The following is a 21,513-nucleotide window of genomic DNA, read 5'->3' on the forward strand; positions in this document are numbered from 1 at the left end:
AAGTGCACCGATGCACTTCGTGCAATTCGGCGCAGAGTAACCGGGGCCGTAGGTTGGACCGCATGCAGAACAACAGCGGAACGGACAGTACTTCCGAACGTGTTACCGTTCCGGTGCCGGCAGGCGGAGCCCTCACCGGCACCTTGCGGCAGCCGGCGGGGACCCCGCCGGTTGCAACCGTAACCATTCATCCGGCGACCGCCGTGGCCGAGCGGCTCTACAACGGTTTTGCCCGCTACCTCGCGGATCACGGTTTTGCCGTCTTCACTTACGACTACCGCGGAACCGGCGTCTCGGGTGCACCACGGGAGAACCGGACGCTGCGCATGCGGGACTGGATGAGCCAGGACGTTCCAGCCGCAGCGGACTGGATGGCCGCCCGGTTCCCCGAACTGCCGCACCTCGCGGTGGGCCACAGCCTTGGCGGGCAGGCCCTGGTACTGGGCAACGCGACGTCGCATTTGGCCGGTTTCGTCGCCGTCGCCTCGCATGCCGGCGTGGTCGCCGCCATCGAGGACCGGCCCGAACGCCTGCGGGCGTCACTGGTGCTGCACGTCCTTGGTCCGTTGACGGCCCTGTTGCTGGGTTTTGTGCCCGGGCGGGGCATGGGCCTGGGTGAGGACATGCCGGCAGCGGCGATGCTGGAATGGAGCAGATGGTCGCGCCGGCCGGGCTACTTTTTTGATGACCCCGGCATGCGGGCGGCGGAACGTGCGGCAACCGTGTCCACGGAGGTGCTCGCCGTCGGCCTCACCGATGATCTGTGGGCCACGCCCCGGCAGATCGACGGGTTCTATGCCCACCTGGTGAATGCCCGGGTGGAGCGGCGCACCTACAGCCCGGCCGACGGCGGCGTCCCGGCCATCGGGCACATGGGCTTTTTCCGCAGCGGTGTTTCCGCTGCCCTCTGGCCTGAACTGCTCGCCTGGCTGACGGAGAAGTCCGGGGCTGCCCGCCAACCCCGCGCTGAAAGCTAGCCCGCCGGCGCTGCCGGAACGATGTTGTGGTTGCGGCGGAAGAGGTTCTGCGGATCGTAGGCGCTCTTCAGGGCGGTCAGCCGGGCGAGCTTGTCCGGGCCGTAGACCGACGGGGCCGTACCCTGGGCCACCGGATCCTCGGCACCCATGAAATTCACGTACTGGGCGCCGGAGGAAAACGGTTCCATGGCCGCCGCCAGCCCACGGATAAAGGCCGTGTGGGCGGCGTCATCCGCCGGGTCCTGCCAGTAGCCGTAAATGTTCAGCCAGTACGGGGCGTCCCGGGTGGGAAACGCGGTGGCTTCTTCGGCCACCCGGCCATAGGCGCCGCCCATGTGGTGGATGTCGAAGCCGGTCCCCCGCCGGGTCTGCTCGCATCCGGCACGCACCAGGGCGTCGATGACGGCGTCATCCAGCCGGTCGATGGAAGAGTTTTTCCAGTAGGCGCGGGAGCCGCGCGGAAAGGTTGAATCCATTGCCGTCTGCCAGGTGGCCCAGGGCACCGCTTCCACTGCCTCCATGTCAGGTGGAGCCGCCGACGTAAGCTGCCGGATCAGTTCGGCCCCCGCCTCCTGGTCCGGGTCCGCCCAGGCGAGCCCGATCAACAGCAGCGGCTGGTCCCCCATCTCCCATTCCTCGATCGGTATCAGGCAGGAAACGATCGTGGTCATTTCGTCGGGCAGACCGGCGGCCCACGCGTCGTAGGCGCGCAGCGCGGCGTGCCAGTGCATGTTGCCGTAGGCCAGGGTCCCGGTGAGGACCTGCTCCGGCAGCGGGTGAGCCTGGAAGGTGAAAGAGGACACGACGCCGAAGTTCCCGCCGCCGCCGCGCAGCCCCCAGAACAGCTCGGGGTGCTGATCCGGGTCGGCGCGCACCTCCTCGCCGTCGGAGGTGACGACGTCAGCCGCCAGCAGGTTGTCAACGCTCAGTCCGTGCGCGCGCGTCAGCCAGCCGACGCCTCCCCCCAGGGTCAGGCCGGCCACGCCTGTTCCGGAGACCACCCCCATCGGAACGGCCAGGTTGTAGGGCGCCGTCGCGGCATCGACGTCGCCCATGGTTGCCCCGGCCTGCACCGTGACGGTGCCGGTCCCGGGGTCCACCGAGACCTCGCGCAGCCCACCCATATCCAGGACCACGCCGTCGGCTACGGTGCCGTTGCCGGCCACATTGTGACCCCCGCCGCGCACGGCCAGCGGCAGCCCCCAGCGCGAGGCGAAGTCCAGCACCGGAGCGATGTCCGTGGAGGTTGCTGGCCGGACAATCAGCGCCGGCCGCACGTCGATCATGCCGTTCCAGACGGCGCGGGCATCGTCGAAGCCCTCATCGTCGGGCAGGATCACCGGTCCGGCCAGCGCAGCGCGGAGGTCGGCAAGGGCATGGGGATTCAGCTCGGACTGCATGGGAGGCACCGCCTTTGGCGGCAACCGCGGGACCCGTGGTGGTGTCCGCTCTGACGGCTTTCGTGCCGCTGTTGCTCCAAATTGTTCGCCGCCGCCCCGGGGCAGTCAAGAGACAGCAGCTACGAGCGGCTGCCCGCCGGTGGACTGCCACAGTGCGTCGTAAATCACATCGAAGCTTGAAGCCCGAATGTAATGCAGCTAACATCGGCTGAACGATATGAGAACTCGCCGTTCGAATATAGAACACGTTTTCCGGCGGCCTCTGACACAAAGATCCGGCGGCCTCTGACACAAAGAAGTGAGGAAAGTCCCGTGCAATTCCACCACCACGGATATGTCTCCGGTGACCCGCGCATCCAGCCCGCCGCGGGCGTCGGCATCAACCGGCCAGAGGAGCTCCCGGACGAGGTGGACGTTCTCATCGTGGGTTCCGGACCGGCCGGCATGTTGGCAGCTGCCCAGCTCTCCCAGTTCCCCGGCATCACCACCCGCATTGTCGAGCGCCGGCCCGGCCGGCTGGCCATCGGCCAGGCTGACGGCATCCAGGCCCGCAGCGTGGAAACCTTCCAGGCGTTCGGCTTTGCCGAGGAGATCACCGCCGAGGCCTACCGGATCGTCGAGATGGCCTTCTGGCGGCCTGACCCGGAGGATCCCTCGCGCATCATCCGCACCGGCCGCGCCGTCGACGATGAAACCGGCATCAGCGAATTCCCGCACCTGATCGTCAACCAGGCCCGCGTGCTGGACTACTTCGCCCGCTTCATGGCCAACTCGCCCTCCCGGATGTCCCCCGACTTCGGCTTCGAATTCCGCGGCCTGGAGGTCGATGACGACGCCGAGTACCCCGTCACCGTCACCCTGGCCGCCACCGCCGGACCCGACGAAGGGTCCGAGCGGACCGTCCGGGCCAAGTACGTGGTTGGCGCCGACGGCGCGCGGAGCAAGGTCCGGGCGGCCATTGGCTGCACCCTCGCCGGCGACAAGGCCAACCACGCCTGGGGCGTCATGGACGTGCTCGCCGAGACAGACTTCCCCGATATCCGCACCAAGTGCGCCATCCAGTCCTCGAACGGCGGCAGCATCCTGCTGATCCCGCGCGAGGGCGGCCACCTCTTCCGCATGTATGTGGACCTGGGCGTGGTGCCCGAGGATGACAACGGCGCCGTCCGCACCACCCCGATCGAGGACATCATCTCGCGGGCCAATGACATCATGGCCCCCTATACCCTGGACGTCCGCAACGTGGCCTGGCACAGCGTCTACGAAGTGGGCCACCGGCTCACGGACCGGTTCGACGACGTCCTGCCCGCGGACCTGGGCACCCGCACCCCGCGCGTCTTCATCACCGGCGACGCCTGCCACACCCACAGCGCCAAGGCCGGCCAGGGCATGAACGTGTCCATGCAGGACGGTTTCAACCTGGCCTGGAAACTGGGCCACGTATTGGAGGGCCGTGCCCCCGAGGCCCTGCTCTCCACCTATTCCGCCGAACGCCAGGTCGTCGCGCAGAACCTCATCGACTTCGACAAGGAGTGGTCCACGCTCATGGCCAAGCGGCCGGAGGAGTTCGAGAATCCCTCCGACCTCGAGGACTTCTACGTGAGCACGGCTGAATTCCCGGCCGGATTCATGACGCAGTACACGCCCTCCATGCTGATTGCCGAATCCACCCACCAGGCCCTGGCCACGGGCTTCCCTATCGGCAAGCGCTTCAAATCGGCTCCGGTGCGGCGGGTCAGCGACGCCAATCCGGTCCAGCTCGGCCACCTGGCGCAGGCCGACGGCCGCTGGCGGATCTACGTCTTCGCCGATGCCGCGCCCGCCGGTGCCGCCTCCCCGGTGGCCGACCTAGCGCAGTGGCTCACCACGGCACCGGACTCGCCGCTTGCCGCAATGCCCGAGGGTGCGGACCTCGATGCCTGGTTCGATATCAAGGTCATTTACCAGCAGGATCACCGGAACATCGATCTGGGTGCCGTTCCCGCACTGTTCAAGCCGCAGGTCGGACCGTTCCGGCTCAGCGACCTGGCCAAGGTCTTCGGCACTGAATCACGCGAGGACATCTTCGAGGTGCGGGGAGTGGACCGGGCCGGCGCCGTCGTCGTGGTCCGGCCGGACCAGTACGTGGCCAATGTACTGCCCCTGGCCGCGACGGCGGAACTGGCCGCGTTCTTCGCGCCGCAGCTGGCCCGCAACTCACCGGCTGCCGGCTAGACCGGCATGGCTGACCGGCCGGTGAACGGTCCGGCGTCGCAGACCCTCTCGCGGGGGATCCGGCTCCTGGAGATCCTGGCTGGGCAGACCGAGCCGATGAGCATCGCCACGGCGGCCGCCCAGCTGGGAGTCCACCGTTCCATCGCCTACCGGATTGTCCGCACGCTCGAGGACCACAGCCTGGTGGAACGCGACGACGCCGGGAACCTGCATCTGGCAGCGGGACTGGCGGCCCTGGCGCAGCATGTCGCGAAGGACCTGCAGGCCGCCGCGCGCCCGGAACTGGGTGCCGTGGCGGATGACCTGGGCATGACTGCGTTCCTGGTGGTACTGGAGAACACCACGTGCATCACGCTGCTGAGCGCCGAGCCCCGGGAAGGACCAGGTACGGTGTCGCGCCGGCCCGGGGCCCGGCATCCGCTGGAAAAGGGAGCCTCCGGCGTCGCGATCCAGTCGGCCATGTCCGACGCGGAGCTGACCGCCCTGTTCGAGGGCCGCGGGATCCGGCCGGAGGTGGGACTGGCGCGGTCCCGCGGATACACGGTCAGCCGCAACGAGGTGATTGAGGGCCTGACGGGCGTTTCCGTGCCCCTCATCGCGCCCGGCCGGCCACCGGCCGCGGTGTCGGTTGTCTATATCGCTACGCCCTTTGACAACGAAACCATTGGTGCCCGGCTCCGGCAGGCGGCAGCCGCCATTGCCGCCCGGCTCGGCTAGGCACCCTCCCCGCGACGCTGGCCTTCCTCCGGAAGAACTGCCGTAAATACGGATCCTTCTCCGGGGATGCTGCTGAAGCCCAGGGTGCCGCCGTGGGATTCCATGATGTTCCGTGCGATGACCAGGCCCAGTCCAGCGCCGGGAATGGCCGAGGAGAGCGCGCGGCGGGAGCGGAAGAACTTGGTGAACACCTTCTCCTGCTCGGCCGGTGACATGCCGATTCCGGTATCAGCCACCTCAAGCGTGAGGGCGCCGGCCTCCCGCCGCAGGCGGATGGTGACGGTGCCGCCGTCGGGCGAGTATTTCACCGCGTTGGACAGCAGGTTGTCCAGGACCTGCTCCATCCGCTGCGGGTCGACGCAGGCAGGCATGGTGGCGGGAACCTCCACCACCAGGTCGACGCCGGCAGCCACGGCCCGCGGTGCCGCCGAAACGGCACCGGAACGCACCAGGGCGGCCAGATCCACGGTCCTGCGTTCCATTTTGGTGTTGCCCGACGCTACCGACAACAGATCCGAAACCAGGTCGAGCAAGCGCTCGGCATTGCGCTGCGCCACCGTCAGTGAACCGCTCACCTGCTCCGACAGGCCCTCCTCGTCCAGGGCCAGATCCAGATATCCCAGGATGGAGGTCAGCGGAGTCCGCAGCTCGTGCGAAACGTTGGCCACGAAGTCCTCCTGCGCTGCCACGGCATGCACGAGGCGGGTGACGTCGCTGTAGGAGAGCACCGATCCGCTGATCTCGCCACCATGGACCGGGCGGGCGGAAACGCTCACTGCGGCCTGCTGCTCGCCGGTACCCAGCCACATGACTTCGTCCGAGAACGTCTCCCCGGCGGCGGCACGCCGGATCGGCCACTGCTCCGGCGCCAGGGGCGTGACCCGGTCGGCGCCGAAGGCGGAGTATGTAAAAAGGTCGGTGAGCGCCGCGGGCTGGGTGGGATCCGTGGACTCCGTGCCGGCGATCCGCATCGAGTGCGTGGTGAAGTGTGCATTCGCGAGCATGGGGCTCCCCTCTCCGTCCACCACCAGCAGGCCCACCTGGGCGGTGTTGAGCACGGTTTCCAGCAGCGCCTCCCGCTGCCTGCTCTCCAACAGGTTTTCCTGCAGGATCCGGTCTTTCTCCTCGAGGGCGCGCTGCTTTTCGAGCAACAACTGCTCCGCCTCAGCCCGGGCCGCCTCGGCTGCTTCGGCAGCACGCAGGGCCGCGGCCAGCTCACGCTCCCGGAGCGTGCGCTTGGGCACGCTGAACACGGTCAGGCGGTCCACGGCAGAGTCGCCGGCCCCACTCTCGGCTGGGCAGGAGCGGACGCCGGACACCAGGGCCGGCAGCCGCTCACCGACGGCGTTCAGGAAGGTCACAGCCATCTCCTCGAACCAGCCGGACACCGCCAGCCGCGGCTCGGCAAAGGAGGCATAGACCACCCGGTCACCCACCGGCATCAGCTCCAGCACACTGGTTCCGATCAGGCCCTGACGGGACCGCCCGACCCAGCGTGACAGCGTGAGATTGACGTCCAGGATGGTGCCGTCCGGCCGGAGAACCAGGAAGCCGGAGGGGGCCGCATGGAAATGGGCCTCATAGCCCTGCAGCGCCGGCGTGCTGGTCACGCCGGTCCCGCTGTTGCCGGGTTCTTCGGCAGGCGGCTCAGGAGGCATGGGTGGACCCGGGGAGGAAACCGAGAATGGCCTGGGCGATTTCCGCGGGGGCATTGACGTGGGGCATGTTGCCTTTGGCATTGAGGTGGACAAGCGCGCTGCAGGACAGTTGCTCGGAGAGGTACTGGCAGGAGGAGGCGGGGGTCAGCGGATCTCCGGCGGATTGGAGGATCAGGGCCGGGACCGAAACCTGTCCCAGCAGGTGCCGGACGTCGGCGTGCAGGGTCATCCGAAGGAAACCCAGGACAAAGTCCGGATCCAGCAGGCAGAGGCGCTCCGCCACCTGGCCGCTGAGGGCGGATGGGGCGGATTGCCCCAGCAGCGACGGTGCAACGGAGTCCGCCCAGAGCGGGTGATTGCCATCGACGGCAGCCAGGATCTGGTCCATGTCAGCTGGAGTTAAGCCACCGTCGTACCCCTCGGCCGGCACCTGCCCGTAGCAGGCGGACGTATTGAGCAGAACGAGCCGCCCGATTCTCGGACTGCCGGCAGCGGCGGTGAGAGCCATCATGCCCGCCACGGTATGGCCTACAACGGTGACATCCTCAAGCTCAAGGGCGTCCAGAATGTCCAGGAGATCTCCGGTGTGGCCGGCGAGGGAGGAGTATTTACCGTCCTGAAAATCGGGAAGGTCTGCGCCGCCGGTTCCGACGTGGTCAAACAGCACGATCCTGTGCGTGTTTTCCAGATAGGGCAGCAACCGGTCCCAAATCACCTGGTCACAACCAAACCCCTGCGCCAGCAGCAGCACGGGCCCGTCGGCCGGACCAATTACCCGGACATTGTTGCGGGCCAGGATCGGGCTCGAGGACCTCGGAGCCTGAATGCCGGCGCCGAATAGACGCGGGGACGGAGCGGACATCGGGTGACCTTCACTATGGAGCGGACTGGCAGCCGGCACGTTGACGAGGCAGGGCCAGGCGGAGAATCACCCCGTGCTGCCCCGGCCCAAACGAACGCTAACAGAAAAGCATAAGGAGCCCGGACCGCTTTCCCTGCCGGCCAGCGCCGGGCGGGGCAGCTGCCCCGCCACCGCCTGCTGTGCACAGGGTGTGCAAAGGTAGGAGTGTAAGGAAGGTCTCAACATGTCCATCCGTTTCCACTCTGGCAGGAGCACATCATGGCCACCAAGGACCCGAACATCAATCCCGGCGCCGACGCTATGGAAAACAACCTGGCCGGCACCCGGGAGGAGTTCAACGATGAGGTGACTAAGCAGCTCGTCGAGGAAGCGACCTCGAAACAGCATGACGACGAGCGCCAGGAGCGCGAGGAGCAGCCCGCGCTGGAGACGGATAAGGACAGCCCCGCATCCGAAGCCAAGCCCTCTTCCTAGGCCCCGCAAAAATTTAGTAAGCAGGCTGTCTTTCATGGGAAGGTCTCCGTATTCTGATGGAAACGCGACGAAAGGAGTCTTCCCATGAGCACCAGCGCAGGAGCCGCCGGCCAGCCGGCGCGCAAGCCCAACCGGGCCCGGCCCGCCTCGCCTGGCACCTCGGCCTCCGGTGATTCCGCACGCAGCGGCGGCACGGAAAGCCGCGATCAGATCGTCGGGCGGGAAAAGGAGCAGTTCGGCGGCGTCAAGATCGGATCGGCGTTCTTCGGATGGCTCGCTGCCGCCGGAACCACCGTGGTCCTGAGCGCCATTGCCACCGCATTCGGCGCCGCCCTGGTTGCCAACAATGTGGATGTGGCCGGCGAAGCAGTGGCAAATCCGCAGGGAGCAGGCATCACGGGCGTCATCATCCTGATGGTGATCCTTTTTATCGCCTACTTCTGCGGCGGCTATGTTGCGGGCCGGATGGCGCGGTTCAGCGGCATCAAGCAGGGAGTGGCCGTTTGGGTCTGGGGCATCGTCATTGCGGTGGTCCTCGCCCTCATTGGCGCCATTGCCGGCAGCCAGCTGGATATCAATGCCCAGCTGAACACCTACCCGCAGCTCTCCGGGGACAACACGGCAGCAGCCGTCGTTTCGGCCATTATCGCCGCCCTTGTTGCCCTCGCCGGAGCCATCGTCGGCGGACTGACCGGAATGCGGTTCCACCGCCGCGTCGACAAGGCCGGACTTGGCAACTGACGGCGAAAAACACTCACGGATACTGCCTGGATGGGTCAGACGCACCGGCATCGAAGTGGCCGGATGGACTCTGGTCCTCCTTGGCCTGGCAGCCCTGGTCCTGCCCGGACCGGGGCTGCTGGCCCTCGCGGCCGGACTGGCCGTACTTTCACTCCAGTACCACTGGGCCGGCAGATACCTGCGGCCGCTCAAGGCCAAGGCCTTACATGCGGCCGAACAGGGAGTGTGTACCTGGCCCCGCATCAGCGCCAGCGTCAGTGGCGCCCTGGCCGTCATTGCGGCGGGCATTATCTGGGGAACCTGGACCGAAATTCCGCCCTGGTGGCCCCTCGCCGATACCTACTGGCTGCCCGGCGGCTGGGGAACCGGAGCAGGACTGATGCTGTCGGGGCTGATCGCCCTCACCCTGATCTTCTACAGCTGCTACCGGTTCCGCGGACGGCAGCCGGCAGAACCGGCGGCTGAGCCACCCGTGGCCGATGCCGCCGAAGCGGCATAACCAAGACAGGCTTTCAGGCCCCCTGGTCGGCCCGCAGCAGGGAGTTCAACCGCTGCAGCGGGGCCACCGCGGCGTTCAGGGCTTCAACTTCCTCGCCGGTCAGTCCGGCGAGCGCGCTCCGGATCGGGCCGGCCCAGGCATCCTCGATGGCCTCGTCCTGCGCCAGCGCCACTTCAGTCGGCACCAGCCGGCTGATCCTCCGGTCCGTGGGGCTGCCCTCCCGCGTCACCAGCCCGCGTTCGGTCAGGACGCGGACAGCGGCACTGGTATTGCTTTGCTTGAGGGCCATCCGCCGCGCGAGTTCCGTGACGGTCAGGCCGGGGGTTTCCAGCACATGCTTGAGCACTGCCAGTTCGGTGGAGGCAAGCGGATCGATGCCGCTGACATCGGGAATCCGCCGGTGAATGGTCCAGGCGAGGTCGCGGAGCAGTATGGCCACTTCCCGCCGCCGGGCCGCTGTCTCGCGCTCTTCGGTCATGCGCCCATCTTAACCCATATTTTGACATACATATGTTTGCATATATATAGTGGCTTTCCCCGATTCACCTACGAAAGCCACCATGCCCGACTCCAGCCTTATTCCCCCTTCCACGGGGCGCCGCACCAGCGGCCAGCTCATTCTCCTGCTCGCTCTCCTGACAGCCGTGGGACCACTGTCGATTGACCTGTATCTGCCGGCCTTCCCCGGCATGGCAGGCGATCTTGACACCACTGCCGCCGGCATCCAGCTGACCATGACCACCTTCCTGGTAGGCCTGGGACTCGGCCAGCTGTTCATCGGCCCGCTCTCCGACGGAATCGGCCGGCGCAAGCCGATGCTCGCCGGCACGTTCGTCTGTGCCGCAGCCAGCGTGATCTGCGCCGTCGCCCCCAACGTTGAAGTGCTTGCTTCGGCCCGCTTCCTGCAGGGCCTCGGAGGCGCCGCCGGCGTCGTCCTTGCCCGCGCCATCGTCTCCGATACCGCCCGCGGTGCCGCAGCAGCCAAGCTCCTGGGCATCCTGACCATCATCTGCGTTGTTGCTCCCGTCATCGCCCCGCTGGCCGGCGGCGCCATCATTGCCGCAGCGGGATGGCGGGCCGTGTTCTGGGTCCTTGCCGTACTGGTCCTGGCCCTCTTCGTGTGGGCCGTGTTTGGCGCCCAGGAAACCCTTCCGATGGAAGAGCGCAACCACGGCGGCATCAAGACCACGCTGCACGTGGCCGGAGTGGTCCTCGGCAACCGCAATTACACGGGCTACCTGCTGACCTTCTGCTTCGCATTCGCCGGACTGTTTGCCTACATCTCCGCGTCCCCGTTCGTCATCCAGAACATCATGGGACTCTCCGAGACCCGCTTCTCGCTGATCTTCGCCATGAACGCCCTGTGCATCACCATCGTCAGCGTCATCGCTGCAGCGCTGGCCGGCAAGGTGTCCTACCGCCGGATGATCGCCATCGGCCTCGTGGTTGCCATCCTGGCCGCCGCAGGGCTGCTGACCTTCGCGCTGAACGGCACGCCGATGGTTCCCATGCTGGTCCTGTTCGCGGCCTTCCAGGGCTCGCTGGGCTTCATCTTCGGCAACGCCACCGCCCTGGCCCTCGAGGAAGCCGGCCACCACGCCGGCACCGGCTCAGCCTTCCTCGGCTGCCTGCAGTACGTCCTCGCGGCCGCAGTGGCTCCCATCGTGGGTCTTGGCGGAGAAGACACCGCCGTGCCGATGGGTATCGCCATGGTCGCATTTGCGGTCCTGTCCGGTGTTTCCTACCTGACCCTGACCCGCAAGACCGCGGCACCCGCCGGGACCGAAGCAGACCTGCCGGCCCAAGCGCCTGCACAGCCGGTTTCCTAGGGGCACAGCCGGTTTCCCCAGGGGCACAGCCGGTTTCCCCAGGTCCTGCCCGACCGGGCAGCACACCCACCCGAACCTCTGCCACGCCTCCGCGTCGGCAGTGATTCGGCATACGCCTCCGTGTGCCGTCAAGGCTCCCGGGGGCGTCTTTTTTTCTCCCCCCGGCTTTTCGCCAAGCGCAACAGCCTGCCCATTTTTCCCGGTGATTTCCGGCTAGTACTGGCAGAGATGCGCGGCTGCTGGAAGGATATGAGCCTGACGGCAACACTCCAGCACACGTCACTCACACAGCCGGAAGGAAGTTACAGAACCCCGCTTTTCCTCCTTCAGCCCGGGCCCGGGCAGCAGGACCGCAGGAGGGGTGAGCACGCCCCCTACCTGCCGCAGGACCGCCGCGCAACCAGCCGATGACGCTCCGTTTCCCCGCCGCCCCAGCGGCCCGCTTGGAACCCCGCGCCCCGCCTTTGGCATGCCGCCACCAGGCTTGCGCCACTGCTCCACGTCTTCTCATATCCGCAGGAAAACAACGAGAGGGACCCCATGAGCCAACTAGCCACACAGGCATCCAAGCCGATGTCCGCCGGAGCCGAATGGTGGTCGCTGACCATCGTCCCCGTAAGCGGGGACTGCTGTGATTCAATCCTCGGAGAGATCGTGACGCCCCTGGCCGCCCAGGCAAGGTCCTGGGGTGCCCAACGGTGGTTCCACACCCGTTCGGCCGATCCGGCTCATCCCTTTATCCAAGTACGCATCCTGGCCTCGCCCCGGGTACTGGAGCGCCTGCACTCCCTGATGCGCGCATTGGTCGACCAGTCGATTCCGCATCTGGGGGAACTGCAGACCGCCGACCACCGGGAAGACGCGATCCCGCCGCGGTGGGAGTCGGGTCCGCTGTCCCAGCGGGCAGAATCCGAGGTGGCCAAGTACGGCGGGGCCGAGGGCCTGGCGCTGGCGGAGGAAGTCTTCGAACTCTCGTCCGACCTGGCCTCCTGGGCAACGTCCCGGTTCCCCAAGGCCAATACCCGCTCCTCGCTGGCAGCCCTGCTGCTCTTTGACGCCGGGCACGCCATGATGCGTGGCCCCCGGTCCCCCGTCTGGGCAGACCGCCGGAGCATTTCCTGGGATTACTACTGGGACAGCCACCTGCACAGCTGCACTGCCGCCTCCGGACCGCAGTCGGCCCAGGTGCGAAATGCCCTCACCTCGCAGCTGGCGCCGCGGATTGTCCCGGCACACCGGCTGATGGCGGCGACGGCGTCCGAACCCGCCGTGGACAACTGGCGCAAGCGCTGGTCCCGGGCCATCGACACCTACCTTTACCGGGCCGACAAGGCCCGGGCCAGCCGCAGCGCCCAGCATCTGACCATGTATCAGAGCCGACTCATGCTCAACCGGCTGGGAATATCGGTACGCGACGAGGCGGGGTTGGGACTGTACGCGCGGTCCTGGAGCAAGGAGCGGGAAGCGGACTTCCTGAGCCACTCCTAGGGTGTGGGGCCGCCCGCGCCGGCGGCCCCGGCCGTCGCCGGCGCCATCCCGCCATCCGGCACGCCGTCGTCGTCGGGCACCGCAGCAGCAGCGGTAGCCGACCCCAGCAGCGACTGGTCACGCAGGTAGCGCAGCACCACAATGGCGACGGCGGTGGTGGGAACGGCCAGGAAGGCACCCACGATGCCAAACAGGGTGCCGCCCACCGTGACGGATCCGAGTACGACGGCGGGATGCAGCTTCAGCGTCTTGCCCACCAGGAACGGCTGCAGGATGTTGGACTCGAGCTGCTGGACCACCAGTACGATGCCCAGCACCACCAACGCGGTAACCCAGCCGTGGGCCACCAGTGTCACCATCGTGGCCAGGACGCCGGTTGTCACTGCTCCGACCACCGGAATGAACCCGGCGAAGAAAATCATCACCGTCAGCGCCAGCGCCAGTGGAACGTCCAGCAGCCACAGGGCCAGCCCGATGAAGACGGCGTCAGCCAGTGCCACCGTGGCCTGGGCCAGGATGTAGGCGGACAGGGTCTGCCATGCCTCCTCGGAGACCCGCACGGCGTGGACGAAGGCCCGGTTGTTGGTCCACCGGCTGGCCCAGGGCAGGAACCTGTCCCCGTCCTTGAGGCAGAAGAAGGTGAACACCAGGGTCAGCAGGAATACCAGGGTCAGGGACGTCACCGTGCCCAGTCCGGCTGTGATGCCGGAGACGATGTCGGAGCTGTGTTCCCGCAGCTGGTCCACTCCCGCGTTGAGCAGCCCGTAAAAGTCGATTTCCTGGACGGCGAACGGCAGCCCGGCCACGAAGTCGCTGAGTTCCCGCAGGTTTCGGCCCGCCATGCCGACCAGCTGCCGGGATCCGGCGGAAATGGACGGAAGCACCAGCAATGCCGCTGCCGCGACGGCCGCCAGCAGGCTGGCCAGGGAGAGCAGGGCAGCGAGCGCCTTCGGCAGGACCCTGCGCAGGCCCCGGTTCAACGGCCACAGGATGGAGGAAAGCAGCAGGGCCAACAGGGCCGGCAGCGCGATGGACCAGAGCGAGCGGATGCCGAACCAGAGCACCACCAGGCCGGCGAGCACGATCAGGCTCCGCCCCACCCAGACCGAAGACGCGGCCAGTCCGCGGGCGAAGGAGCCGCGCGGCTTGGGCGCGGCAGTTGGCGGAGTGTCCGGCAGCAGGGCGGCGGTGTCGTTCGTAGTCACCGTTCCATCTTGCCCCACCCCGGGGGCCGGGCTACTCCGCGAACTGCTGCTGCGTTTCGATGAACACCCAGTCGCGTTCCTCCAGGAGGGGTTCCATCACGGGCCCGCCTGCCTCTGCGATGCGGTCCTGGATCTTCCCCGGGATGCCTTCGTCGCGGAGGTTCTCCCGGAGCCATGCCTTGGCTGAGCCATCGAGATACGGCCACCAGCGCTCAATCTGAATCGGTTGCATTCGAGCCCCCTTAACGTGCGGTAGATCAACGGTGCCACCGCACCCCGGCACACGCAAGGGGGCCTGCGCAAGTGCCTGGTTTAGGCCGGGCGGCCGGTGGCCCGGACCGCTAGGGGGTTACCGTGATGCTCTCGATGGCGGCCTGGGCCTGTTCGGCCAGGGGTCCCGGAATGGGTGCGCTCTTCGCGGCGTCCTGCGACGCGGCCTGCCCTTCGCCGCCCACCACGTAGAGTCCGAACGTCTTAACCAGTTCGACCGTCTCGGGATTCTCGTAGCCGCTGCAGAAGATCTGGTAGGACACCAGCACCAGCGGATAGGCACCGGCGGCAGTGGTGGTGCGGTCCAGCTGCAGGGCGATGTCGTGGGGCGCGCGGTCCGGCACGCGGGTGGCCTGCGCGACGGCGATCGAGGCACCGTCGGCGCTGATCGGCACGTACTGCTCCCCGACCAGCAGGTTGGCGGTGCCCATGGAATCGTCGATGACCGAATCATCGGCGTAGGTGATTGCCCCTTCGGTCCGCGTCACGGTGCTGACCACCCCGGAGTTGCCCTGCGCGTTTTCGCCGCCGAGCCCGGCGGGCCAGGTGCCCGACGGGCGCTCCGGCCAGGCCTGGGGTGCTGCCTCATGCAGGTACTCGGTGAAGTTCTCGGTGGTGCCGGAGTCATCGGCCCGGCTCACCGGGGTCACGGGCAGGTCCGGAAGGGCGGTTCCGGGATTCTGCCCGGCAATGGCCGGATCGTTCCACTTCTCGATGTCGCCCCGGAAAATGGCGGCAATGGTTGCAGCGTCCAGGTTCAGGGACTCGATGCCGGGCAGGTTGAAAGCCACGGCGATCGGTGAGATGTAGGCAGGAATGTCCAGTGCCCCGCCGGGACCGCAGACCTCCCTGGCTTCGGCGATCTCCTCGTCCTGCAGGTAGGCGTCCGAACCGGCGAAGTCGACGGCGCCGGCCAGCAGGGCGTTGCGGCCGGCACCGGAGCCGTCCGGGGAATACTGCAGCTGCACGTCCGGGTGCATCACGCCGAAGCCGGCGATCCAGGCGTCCATGGCCGGGCCCTGCGCGCTGGAACCGGAACCGGAGAGGATGCCGGACAGCGTGGAGGTGCTGTTCTCCGCGGCCTCGCGCTGCTCGTCACCCAACGGGTAGTCGGAGCCGCAGGCAGAAAGCGCCAGCACGGCGGCGGCAGCCCAGGCGAAGGTGCGGACGGAACGGGGCTTGGGCACTGGGAGTGTCCTTCCGGGAACTGGAGGTGCGGGTCTGGTTGGTGGCCCGCCGGGGCGCGGCGGGAAGGCCGGGCACCCCTTCAAGGCTAGCGGCCCTTCCCGGTCCTCCGCCAACCGAAAAGACGGCCCTCCCCTTGGCCCGGTCCTGCGCAGGTGGAAGCATGGGAGCACCACGGCAGCGCCCCTTCCACCGCGGCCGCTGAAGCGGCGGCCACCGGACGCGGGCAGCTGTCTTCGGCCACGAGGAGTCATTGTGCTCATTACCGCAGCCGTTTTTGCCGTGATTGCCGCGGCCATCCACCTCTACATCTTTGTCCTGGAATCCCTGCGCTGGACGGCTCCGACCACCATGGCCGTTTTCCGGGTGGCCACCCCGCAAGAGGCCGCCGCCACGCAGGCGCTGGCCTACAACCAGGGCTTCTACAATCTGTTCCTGGGGGTGGGTGCACTGCTCGGGGTAGTGCTGCTCACCGCGGGCAGCCGGGTAGCCGGGCTGACGCTGATCAGCTTCGCCTCGGCGTCAATGGTCCTGGCCGCCCTGGTGCTGGTGATCAGCAACCGGGCGATGATCAGGCCCGCGCTGATCCAGGGCGGGCCGGCGCTCATCTGCCTGGTGTTCACGGTGCTGGGGGCCTGAGCCGCCGGCGCGGGAAGCATCAGTACGCAGCACCGGTCCACAGATGGAACAGGGCGTAGGCCCGCCACGGCCGCCAGGGTTCGGAGAGGTCCCGGGCAGCCCGGGCCGTCGTCACACCCAGCGCCCGCTTGAGCACCAGGTCATCCGCCGGATAGGCATCCCGGTCGCCAAAGACCCGTACCGCCAGATAGTCGGCCGTCCAGGGGCCGATCCCCGGCAGCGCCAGCAGCGCGGCCCGGGTGGCCAGGGGTTCCGTTGCGGCATCCAGGGCCAGTCCGCCCGCCACTGCCTCGGCCAGGCTGATAATGGTCCGGGCCCGGGAGTGGGTGATCCGCACCTGGGCCTGCAGCGCCGTCGGCCCGACGGCGGCCAGCTGCCCGGCAGAGGGGAATGCGCGGAACCCGTGCAGCTCGGCCCCGCCGAAGGACGCCACCAGCCGGGAACCGAAGGTACGGGCGGCCGCCAGGGAGACCTGCTGGCCCAGGATGGTCTGCACGGCGGTTTCGAAGCCGTCCACCGAACCAGGCACCCGCAGCCCGGGATTGGCCGCCACCAGCGGAGCCAGCAGGTCAAAGCCGGCCAGGAACGGATCGATTTGCGCCGGGTCGGCGTCCAGGTCCAGCCAGCGCCGCACGGCAGCCAGCACTGCGGCCTCCTGCCCAGGCACGGCATCCTCGGGGGTTCCGGGAGCCAGGGTGAGCTCGGCCTCCACTATGCCCGGGCGCCCGAACCGGACCCGGACCAGCGCCGGCCCCGCCGGCCCGGACACCAGGCGGCGCACCCAGGCGCCGCCGTCGTCGTGCCCTGTCCCCTCCAGCCCGGGGACGGCGTGCGCGGCCAGCGCCCGGAACAGCGGCTGCCAGGCAAACGGCTCGGCGCAGGGCAGCAGGTGCCGGACGGCCGGGGGCTGCAGGCCGGCGGAGAGCATCACTGCAGTCCGGTCATGCGCAGGGTGATATTGATCCGTCCGGAGCTCAGCCCGGTGTCGGGGTCCGCGGTTCCGGGCAGCGTTTTGGGCACGCCGTGATAGGCGAACCTGGACGGGCCGCCGAAGACGAACAGGTCACCCGAGCCGAGCTCAATATCGGTGTAGGGCTTGGTCCGCGTCGATGTATTCCCGAAGCGGAATATGCACGTATCCCCGATGCTGAGGGACACCACCGGGGCAGCGGACTTCTCGTCCTTGTCCTGGTGCATGCCCATGTGCGCGCCGTGGGCGTAGTAGTTGATCAGCGCGGTGTCGGGCGTGTAGTCCTCCGGTTTCCAGATTTCCGGGGCGTAGCCCGCCTGCCCGGGAGCGGCGTAGGCCTCGGCCAGCGCCCGCCGGCCCAGCTGCACCAGCCAGTCGGGGACGTCGGCCACCCGGCCGCCGCCGGCGTCGTCGGCGGTGCGGGTGTATTTGTAGGGCTGCCAGTGCCAGCCCAGGCAGACGGTCTGCACCGACATCGGATGCCCGCCGGGCAGCACTGCCGCGCGCATGGGCACCGGGCCGATGGCCCACTGCCGGCAGGCGTCGACGATCCCGCGCTGGGTGGAATGGTCCAGCCAGCCGGGAACGTGCACTGCGCCCGGCGCCGGTTCGGAGCGGTCGCGGGGAAAGAGCGTGCCGGTCATGCGGCGGCCTCCAGGTTCAGCAGCAGTCTCTTGGCGGCGGGACCGCCGCGGTAGCCTCCGGGGGTTCCGTCGGAGCGCACCACCCGGTGGCAGGGCACGACGACGGGCAGCGGGTTCAGCGCGCAGGCGGTGCCGACGGCGCGGACCGCCCCCGGACTGCCGGCCAGGGCTGCCACCGCGGCATAGGTGGCCGTGGACCCGTAACCGATGTCCGGCAGGTGCTCCACCACGGAGCGGCGGAAGCCCGCGGTCAGCCGAAGATCCAGCGGCAGGTCGAAGGACTGGCGGGCGCCGTCAAAGTACTCGGCGACCTGGCGCGCTGCGTCCTGCAGCCGCTCGGGCGCCTTCAGGATCCGGGGGCTGATCCGCTGCGCCAGGATTGCCAGCACGGCGTCGTGGTCCTCGCAGGCAAACGAGACCCGGACCAGCCCGGCGGGGGTGGCGGCAAGGAGCAGTTCACCCACCGGCGTATCGATCACGGTGTAGGCGACGTCGAGCAGGCCGGTCTCCGCTGCGGAGGCGGTAAGTCGGCGGTGCAGCCGGGACAGGGCTGCGGCCTCGGCAGCGTCCGGGCCGCACGCCGGCTGCCGTCCCGGTGGCAGTAGTTCTTCCAGCGGCAGGCTCATCGGGAGTCCTCCAGGTTCAGGGCGCGTAGTTTTTTCATGCCGTCCGCCGCCGACCGGCGGCAGGCTGCCTCGGTGCCGCCCAGCAGGACAGCCACTTCGGCGTAGGACAGCCCGGCGAGGTGGTGGTAGGCCAGGGCCTCGCGCTGGCGCTGCGGCAGGGTTTTCAGGGCGGCCCACAGCGGATCGTAGTCCTCGGGTCCGCTGTCCGGGCCGCCGGGAGCTGCTGAGCCGGCGCTGGCAGTGCCGGAACGATCCGGCGGCTCCGGCAGGTCTTCGACGGGCACCGGCCGCCGTGCTGCGGCGCGGTGGAAATCGATGGCCTTGTGCTTGGCAATGGTCACCAGCCAGGCCTGGATATTGGCGCCCGGAGCCAGATCCGGATAGGCACGCAGGGCGGCCAGGAAGGTCTCCGACCAGGCGTCATCGGCGTCCAGTGGTCCCAGGACGGCGCGGCAGACCCGCAGCACGGCGGCGCCGTGTTCCCTGACTATGGCTTCGAACGGTTTCACTTCCACACCCGGTAGACGTTTCCGGACGCGGATTTGTGAGCTTTCCTGTGTGGCTCCCATGCTCTTCTCAAAACAGCGCGTCCTGGATGCGGCGCGGATCCTCCAGCCCCAGCAGGAAATGCTTGCGGGCCAGTCCACCGGCGTATCCGGTCAGGGCACCCGCCGCTCCCACCACCCGATGGCAGGGAATGATGATGGAGACCGGGTTGCGGGCATTGGCCGACCCGACGGCCTGGGCCAGGTTCCTGTCCCCCAGCTGCCGGGCCAGGTCGCCGTAGGACCGGGTCTCGCCGTACGGGATTTCCTGCAGCAGCGCCCAAACCTGCTGCCGGAACGGGTTGCCTGCCGGTGCCAGCGGCAGGTCGAACTCCCGGCGTTCCCCGGCAAAGTACTCGGCCAGTTGGTCCCGGGTCCGAGCCAGGACCGCGGCGGCAGGTGCTTCCCGCCCCGCCACCACTTCCCGCCCGGCCGCAGCGGCGTCGCCCGCGCCACACACGGCGTCGTCGTCCAACTCCACCCGCGTGCCCAGCAGCTCACGCGCGGGCCCGCGCTTGTGGTTCTCCATGTACACGGCCGCGAGGGCGCCGCCGTCGGCCAGCAGCGTCAGCTCCCCGATGGGCGAGGCCATCACGGCATGCAGGGCAGTCATGAGCCGAGCCTAGCCGCCTGCGCCCCCGAACTGGCCGCTGAGCCGGGACCGGATGGTCTCCGAGGATTCGTTCAGGCCGGTGATCCGTGCCGTTTTGCCGTGCCTCCGGTATTTCTCCGTGATGGAATCCAACGCTGCCACGGTGGACGCGTCCCAGACGTGGGAGCCGCTCATGTCGATCAGCACCTCATCCGGATCCAGGGCGTACTCGAACTGGGTGTAGAGGTCGTTGGAGGAGGCGAAGAACAACTCGCCGACCACCGTGTAGGTGACCGCGGCGCCGTCGTCGTCCAGCGTGCGCCGGACGGTGACAAAGTGCGCCACCCGGCGGGCGAAGAGCACCATCGCGGCCAGCACGCCCACCCCGACGCCGATCGCCAGGTTGGAGGTCAGCACCACCACGGCCACGGTGATTCCCATGACGGCGGTTTCGGACTTGGGCATCCGTTTCAGGGTGGAGGGGCGGATGCTGTGCCAGTCGAAGGTCGCGATGGACACGTAAATCATCACGGCCACCAGCGCCGCCATCGGGATCAGGGCCACCACGTCGCCGAGCACCACCACCAGCAGCAGCAGGAACACGCCGGCCAGGAAGGTGGAGATCCGGGTGCGCGCGCCGGAGGCCTTTACGTTCATCATGGTCTGGCCCACGACGGCGCAGCCGCCCATGCCGCCGAAGAACCCGGTGACGATGTTTGCCACGCCCTGGCCCCAGGACTCGCGGACCTTGGAGGAGCGGGTGTCGGTGATGTCGTCCACCAGCTTGGCGGTCAGCAGGGATTCCAGCAGGCCGACAAAGGCCATGGCCACCGCATACGGGGCGATGATCCGAAGGGTCTCCAGGGTCAGCGGGACGTCGGGGAACAGCAGCGACGGCAGGGATTCGGGCAGCTCGCCCTTGTCTCCCACCGTGGGCAGGTTCCAGCCGGCCAGGACGGCCGCGGCGGTGAGGACCACAATGGCCACCAGCGGTGCGGGCACCGCCGTCGTCAGTTTCGGCAGGCCAAAGACAATCACCAGCCCCACGACGGTCACCGGGTACACCAGCCAGGGCACGCCCAGCAGTTCGGGCACCTGGGATGAAAACACCAGGATGGCCAGGGCATTCACAAAGCCCACCATGACCGAGCGCGGGATGAAGCGCATCAGCTTCGCGACGCCGGCCACGGCCAGCAGGATCTGGAACACACCGGCCAGGATGACGGTCGGGACCAGGTACTGCGTGCCGTGTTCGGCCACCACCGGGGCAATGACCAGCGCGACGGCGCCGGTTGCGGCGGAGATCATGGCCGGGCGGCCGCCCACAAAGGCGATGGTGACGGCCATTGTGAAGGAGGCAAACAGGCCCATCCGGGGGTCCACTCCGGCGATGACCGAGAATGCAATCGCTTCCGGGATCAGCGCCAGGGCCACGACCAGGCCGGCCAGCGCCTCGGTCTTCAGCAGGCGCGGAGACTTCAGGGTGCCCAGCACCGACTGCCGGGCGGCAGGTGTAAGGACGGGTGCCGCGGAAGAGGGCATAAGTGTTCCTTTGGGGTCTTCGATGGTGGGCCCGTACGCGCCGGGGCAGGGGCCGCGGGGGTGGATCCAGTTCCAGATTACCGGGCAATTACCGGGCAGCGGGCGGAGCGGCCGGGGTGCAGGCGGGACCGGGCAGCGGGCGGCGCTGGGACCGGGGTGCAGGCGGGGCCGGGAGCGGGCGGAGCCGGGACCGGGGTGCAGGCGGCCACCCTCCGGTTTGCGGCATCCCTCCGGTTTGTCGTTATCCCTCCGCTGCGCGCCGGAGCGATTGTCACAAAGTGGGGGGGAATCAGTGGTGGCACGCGCCGGGCGGGAAATTCCCCTGCGACCACCCATCCGAACGGGTACAGCCGGGGTTACACTGCATACATACCGCTCAGTATGTGATGCTGGTCACGATCCATCCAGCCGCTGTCGGTTGGCGCCGCTGACCCCC

At 68.2% G+C, this 21,513-nt stretch carries 22 protein-coding genes; 9 read left to right on the top strand and 13 right to left on the bottom strand.

Going from position 1 to position 21,513, the window contains the following annotated elements; genetic code table 11:
* The first annotated feature begins 62 nt into the window (after positions 1–62).
* Entirely contained in the window at positions 63–977 is a 915-nt protein-coding gene (locus KKR91_RS16435) for an alpha/beta hydrolase family protein (RefSeq protein WP_210227249.1), read from the top strand.
* On the opposite strand, the gene KKR91_RS16440 is transcribed toward KKR91_RS16435, so the two are convergent.
* A complete protein-coding gene (locus KKR91_RS16440; protein WP_210227248.1) occupies positions 974–2,377 on the bottom strand; it encodes an FAD-binding oxidoreductase in 1,404 nt (467 codons plus the stop codon). The genes KKR91_RS16435 and KKR91_RS16440 overlap by 4 nt on opposite strands.
* Before the next feature lie 312 nt (positions 2,378–2,689).
* On the opposite strand from KKR91_RS16440, the gene KKR91_RS16445 reads away from it, so the two are divergent.
* Both KKR91_RS16445 and KKR91_RS16450 read left to right on the top strand, forming a co-directional pair.
* On the top strand, positions 2,690–4,591 hold the full coding sequence (locus KKR91_RS16445) for an FAD-binding monooxygenase (RefSeq protein ID WP_210227247.1): 1,902 nt from the start codon (positions 2,690–2,692) through the stop codon (positions 4,589–4,591).
* Between the two features lie 6 nt (positions 4,592–4,597).
* Positions 4,598–5,308, top strand: a complete 711-nt coding sequence (locus KKR91_RS16450) for an IclR family transcriptional regulator (RefSeq protein ID WP_210227246.1) — start codon at positions 4,598–4,600, stop codon at positions 5,306–5,308.
* On the opposite strand, the gene KKR91_RS16455 is transcribed toward KKR91_RS16450, so the two are convergent.
* Both KKR91_RS16455 and KKR91_RS16460 read right to left on the bottom strand, forming a co-directional pair.
* Positions 5,305–6,966 (bottom strand): ATP-binding protein, encoded by a 1,662-nt coding sequence (locus KKR91_RS16455; protein WP_210227245.1) that lies wholly within the window; start codon positions 6,964–6,966, stop codon positions 5,305–5,307. The genes KKR91_RS16450 and KKR91_RS16455 overlap by 4 nt on opposite strands.
* A complete protein-coding gene (locus tag KKR91_RS16460; protein WP_210227244.1) occupies positions 6,956–7,828 on the bottom strand; it encodes an alpha/beta fold hydrolase in 873 nt (290 codons plus the stop codon). The genes KKR91_RS16455 and KKR91_RS16460 overlap by 11 nt, the downstream gene beginning before the upstream one ends.
* A 258-nt stretch (positions 7,829–8,086) precedes the next feature.
* Here KKR91_RS16460 and KKR91_RS16465 point away from each other — a divergent pair, with 258 nt between their 5' ends.
* From KKR91_RS16465 to KKR91_RS16475, 3 genes are all read left to right on the top strand, one after another.
* Positions 8,087–8,302, top strand: coding sequence for a hypothetical protein (locus KKR91_RS16465; RefSeq protein ID WP_210227243.1), 216 nt, complete (start codon positions 8,087–8,089; stop codon positions 8,300–8,302).
* A gap of 84 nt (positions 8,303–8,386) precedes the next feature.
* Complete coding sequence (locus KKR91_RS16470) at positions 8,387–9,043, top strand: hypothetical protein (protein ID WP_210227241.1); 657 nt, start codon at positions 8,387–8,389, stop codon at positions 9,041–9,043.
* Positions 9,033–9,542 (top strand): PGPGW domain-containing protein, encoded by a 510-nt coding sequence (locus tag KKR91_RS16475; RefSeq protein ID WP_210227240.1) that lies wholly within the window; start codon positions 9,033–9,035, stop codon positions 9,540–9,542. Before KKR91_RS16470 ends, KKR91_RS16475 begins: the two co-directional genes overlap by 11 nt.
* A gap of 13 nt (positions 9,543–9,555) precedes the next feature.
* On the opposite strand, the gene KKR91_RS16480 is transcribed toward KKR91_RS16475, so the two are convergent.
* Entirely contained in the window at positions 9,556–10,020 is a 465-nt protein-coding gene (locus KKR91_RS16480; RefSeq protein ID WP_210227239.1) for a MarR family winged helix-turn-helix transcriptional regulator, read from the bottom strand.
* An 82-nt stretch (positions 10,021–10,102) separates the two neighbouring features.
* Between KKR91_RS16480 and KKR91_RS16485 the strand changes: the two genes are divergently transcribed.
* Together KKR91_RS16485 and KKR91_RS16490 are read left to right on the top strand one after the other, a co-directional pair.
* Positions 10,103–11,371 (top strand): multidrug effflux MFS transporter, encoded by a 1,269-nt coding sequence (locus KKR91_RS16485; RefSeq protein WP_210227238.1) that lies wholly within the window; start codon positions 10,103–10,105, stop codon positions 11,369–11,371.
* A gap of 540 nt (positions 11,372–11,911) precedes the next feature.
* Positions 11,912–12,859 carry a lantibiotic dehydratase C-terminal domain-containing protein gene (locus KKR91_RS16490; protein WP_210227237.1) on the top strand — a complete coding sequence of 316 codons (948 nt, stop codon included), beginning with the start codon at positions 11,912–11,914 and terminating at the stop codon, positions 12,857–12,859.
* On the opposite strand, the gene KKR91_RS16495 is transcribed toward KKR91_RS16490, so the two are convergent.
* From KKR91_RS16495 to pstS, 3 genes are all read right to left on the bottom strand, one after another.
* Positions 12,856–14,064, bottom strand: coding sequence for an AI-2E family transporter (locus tag KKR91_RS16495; RefSeq protein WP_210227236.1), 1,209 nt, complete (start codon positions 14,062–14,064; stop codon positions 12,856–12,858). The genes KKR91_RS16490 and KKR91_RS16495 overlap by 4 nt on opposite strands.
* A gap of 31 nt (positions 14,065–14,095) precedes the next feature.
* Positions 14,096–14,296, bottom strand: coding sequence for a hypothetical protein (locus KKR91_RS16500; protein WP_237686118.1), 201 nt, complete (start codon positions 14,294–14,296; stop codon positions 14,096–14,098).
* 109 nt (positions 14,297–14,405) lie between these two features.
* Positions 14,406–15,521, bottom strand: a complete 1,116-nt coding sequence (pstS, locus tag KKR91_RS16505) for a phosphate ABC transporter substrate-binding protein PstS (RefSeq protein ID WP_237687424.1) — start codon at positions 15,519–15,521, stop codon at positions 14,406–14,408.
* 253 nt (positions 15,522–15,774) lie between these two features.
* Here pstS and KKR91_RS16510 point away from each other — a divergent pair, with 253 nt between their 5' ends.
* Positions 15,775–16,158 carry a DUF1304 domain-containing protein gene (locus KKR91_RS16510; protein WP_337924984.1) on the top strand — a complete coding sequence of 128 codons (384 nt, stop codon included), beginning with the start codon at positions 15,775–15,777 and terminating at the stop codon, positions 16,156–16,158.
* A 19-nt stretch (positions 16,159–16,177) separates the two neighbouring features.
* On the opposite strand, the gene KKR91_RS16515 is transcribed toward KKR91_RS16510, so the two are convergent.
* From KKR91_RS16515 to KKR91_RS16540, 6 genes are read right to left on the bottom strand one after another with little or no spacing between them, the layout of a single operon-like run.
* Positions 16,178–17,086, bottom strand: a complete 909-nt coding sequence (locus tag KKR91_RS16515) for a DNA-3-methyladenine glycosylase family protein (RefSeq protein WP_210227233.1) — start codon at positions 17,084–17,086, stop codon at positions 16,178–16,180.
* Positions 17,086–17,772, bottom strand: coding sequence for an alpha-ketoglutarate-dependent dioxygenase AlkB family protein (locus tag KKR91_RS16520; protein WP_210227231.1), 687 nt, complete (start codon positions 17,770–17,772; stop codon positions 17,086–17,088). Before KKR91_RS16520 ends, KKR91_RS16515 begins: the two co-directional genes overlap by 1 nt.
* A complete protein-coding gene (locus tag KKR91_RS16525) occupies positions 17,769–18,398 on the bottom strand; it encodes a methylated-DNA--[protein]-cysteine S-methyltransferase (protein WP_210227229.1) in 630 nt (209 codons plus the stop codon). The genes KKR91_RS16520 and KKR91_RS16525 overlap by 4 nt, the downstream gene beginning before the upstream one ends.
* Positions 18,395–18,967 (bottom strand): RNA polymerase sigma factor, encoded by a 573-nt coding sequence (locus KKR91_RS16530; RefSeq protein WP_210227227.1) that lies wholly within the window; start codon positions 18,965–18,967, stop codon positions 18,395–18,397. The genes KKR91_RS16525 and KKR91_RS16530 overlap by 4 nt, the downstream gene beginning before the upstream one ends.
* A gap of 7 nt (positions 18,968–18,974) precedes the next feature.
* On the bottom strand, positions 18,975–19,556 hold the full coding sequence (locus tag KKR91_RS16535; RefSeq protein WP_210227225.1) for a methylated-DNA--[protein]-cysteine S-methyltransferase: 582 nt from the start codon (positions 19,554–19,556) through the stop codon (positions 18,975–18,977).
* Positions 19,557–19,565: 9 nt separating this feature from the next.
* On the bottom strand, positions 19,566–21,077 hold the full coding sequence (locus tag KKR91_RS16540) for a SulP family inorganic anion transporter (protein WP_210227224.1): 1,512 nt from the start codon (positions 21,075–21,077) through the stop codon (positions 19,566–19,568).
* Positions 21,078–21,513: the final 436 nt, after the last annotated feature.

This window comes from Arthrobacter jiangjiafuii, assembly GCF_018622995.1.
Taxonomy (GTDB): Bacteria; Actinomycetota; Actinomycetes; order Actinomycetales; family Micrococcaceae; genus Arthrobacter_B; species Arthrobacter_B jiangjiafuii.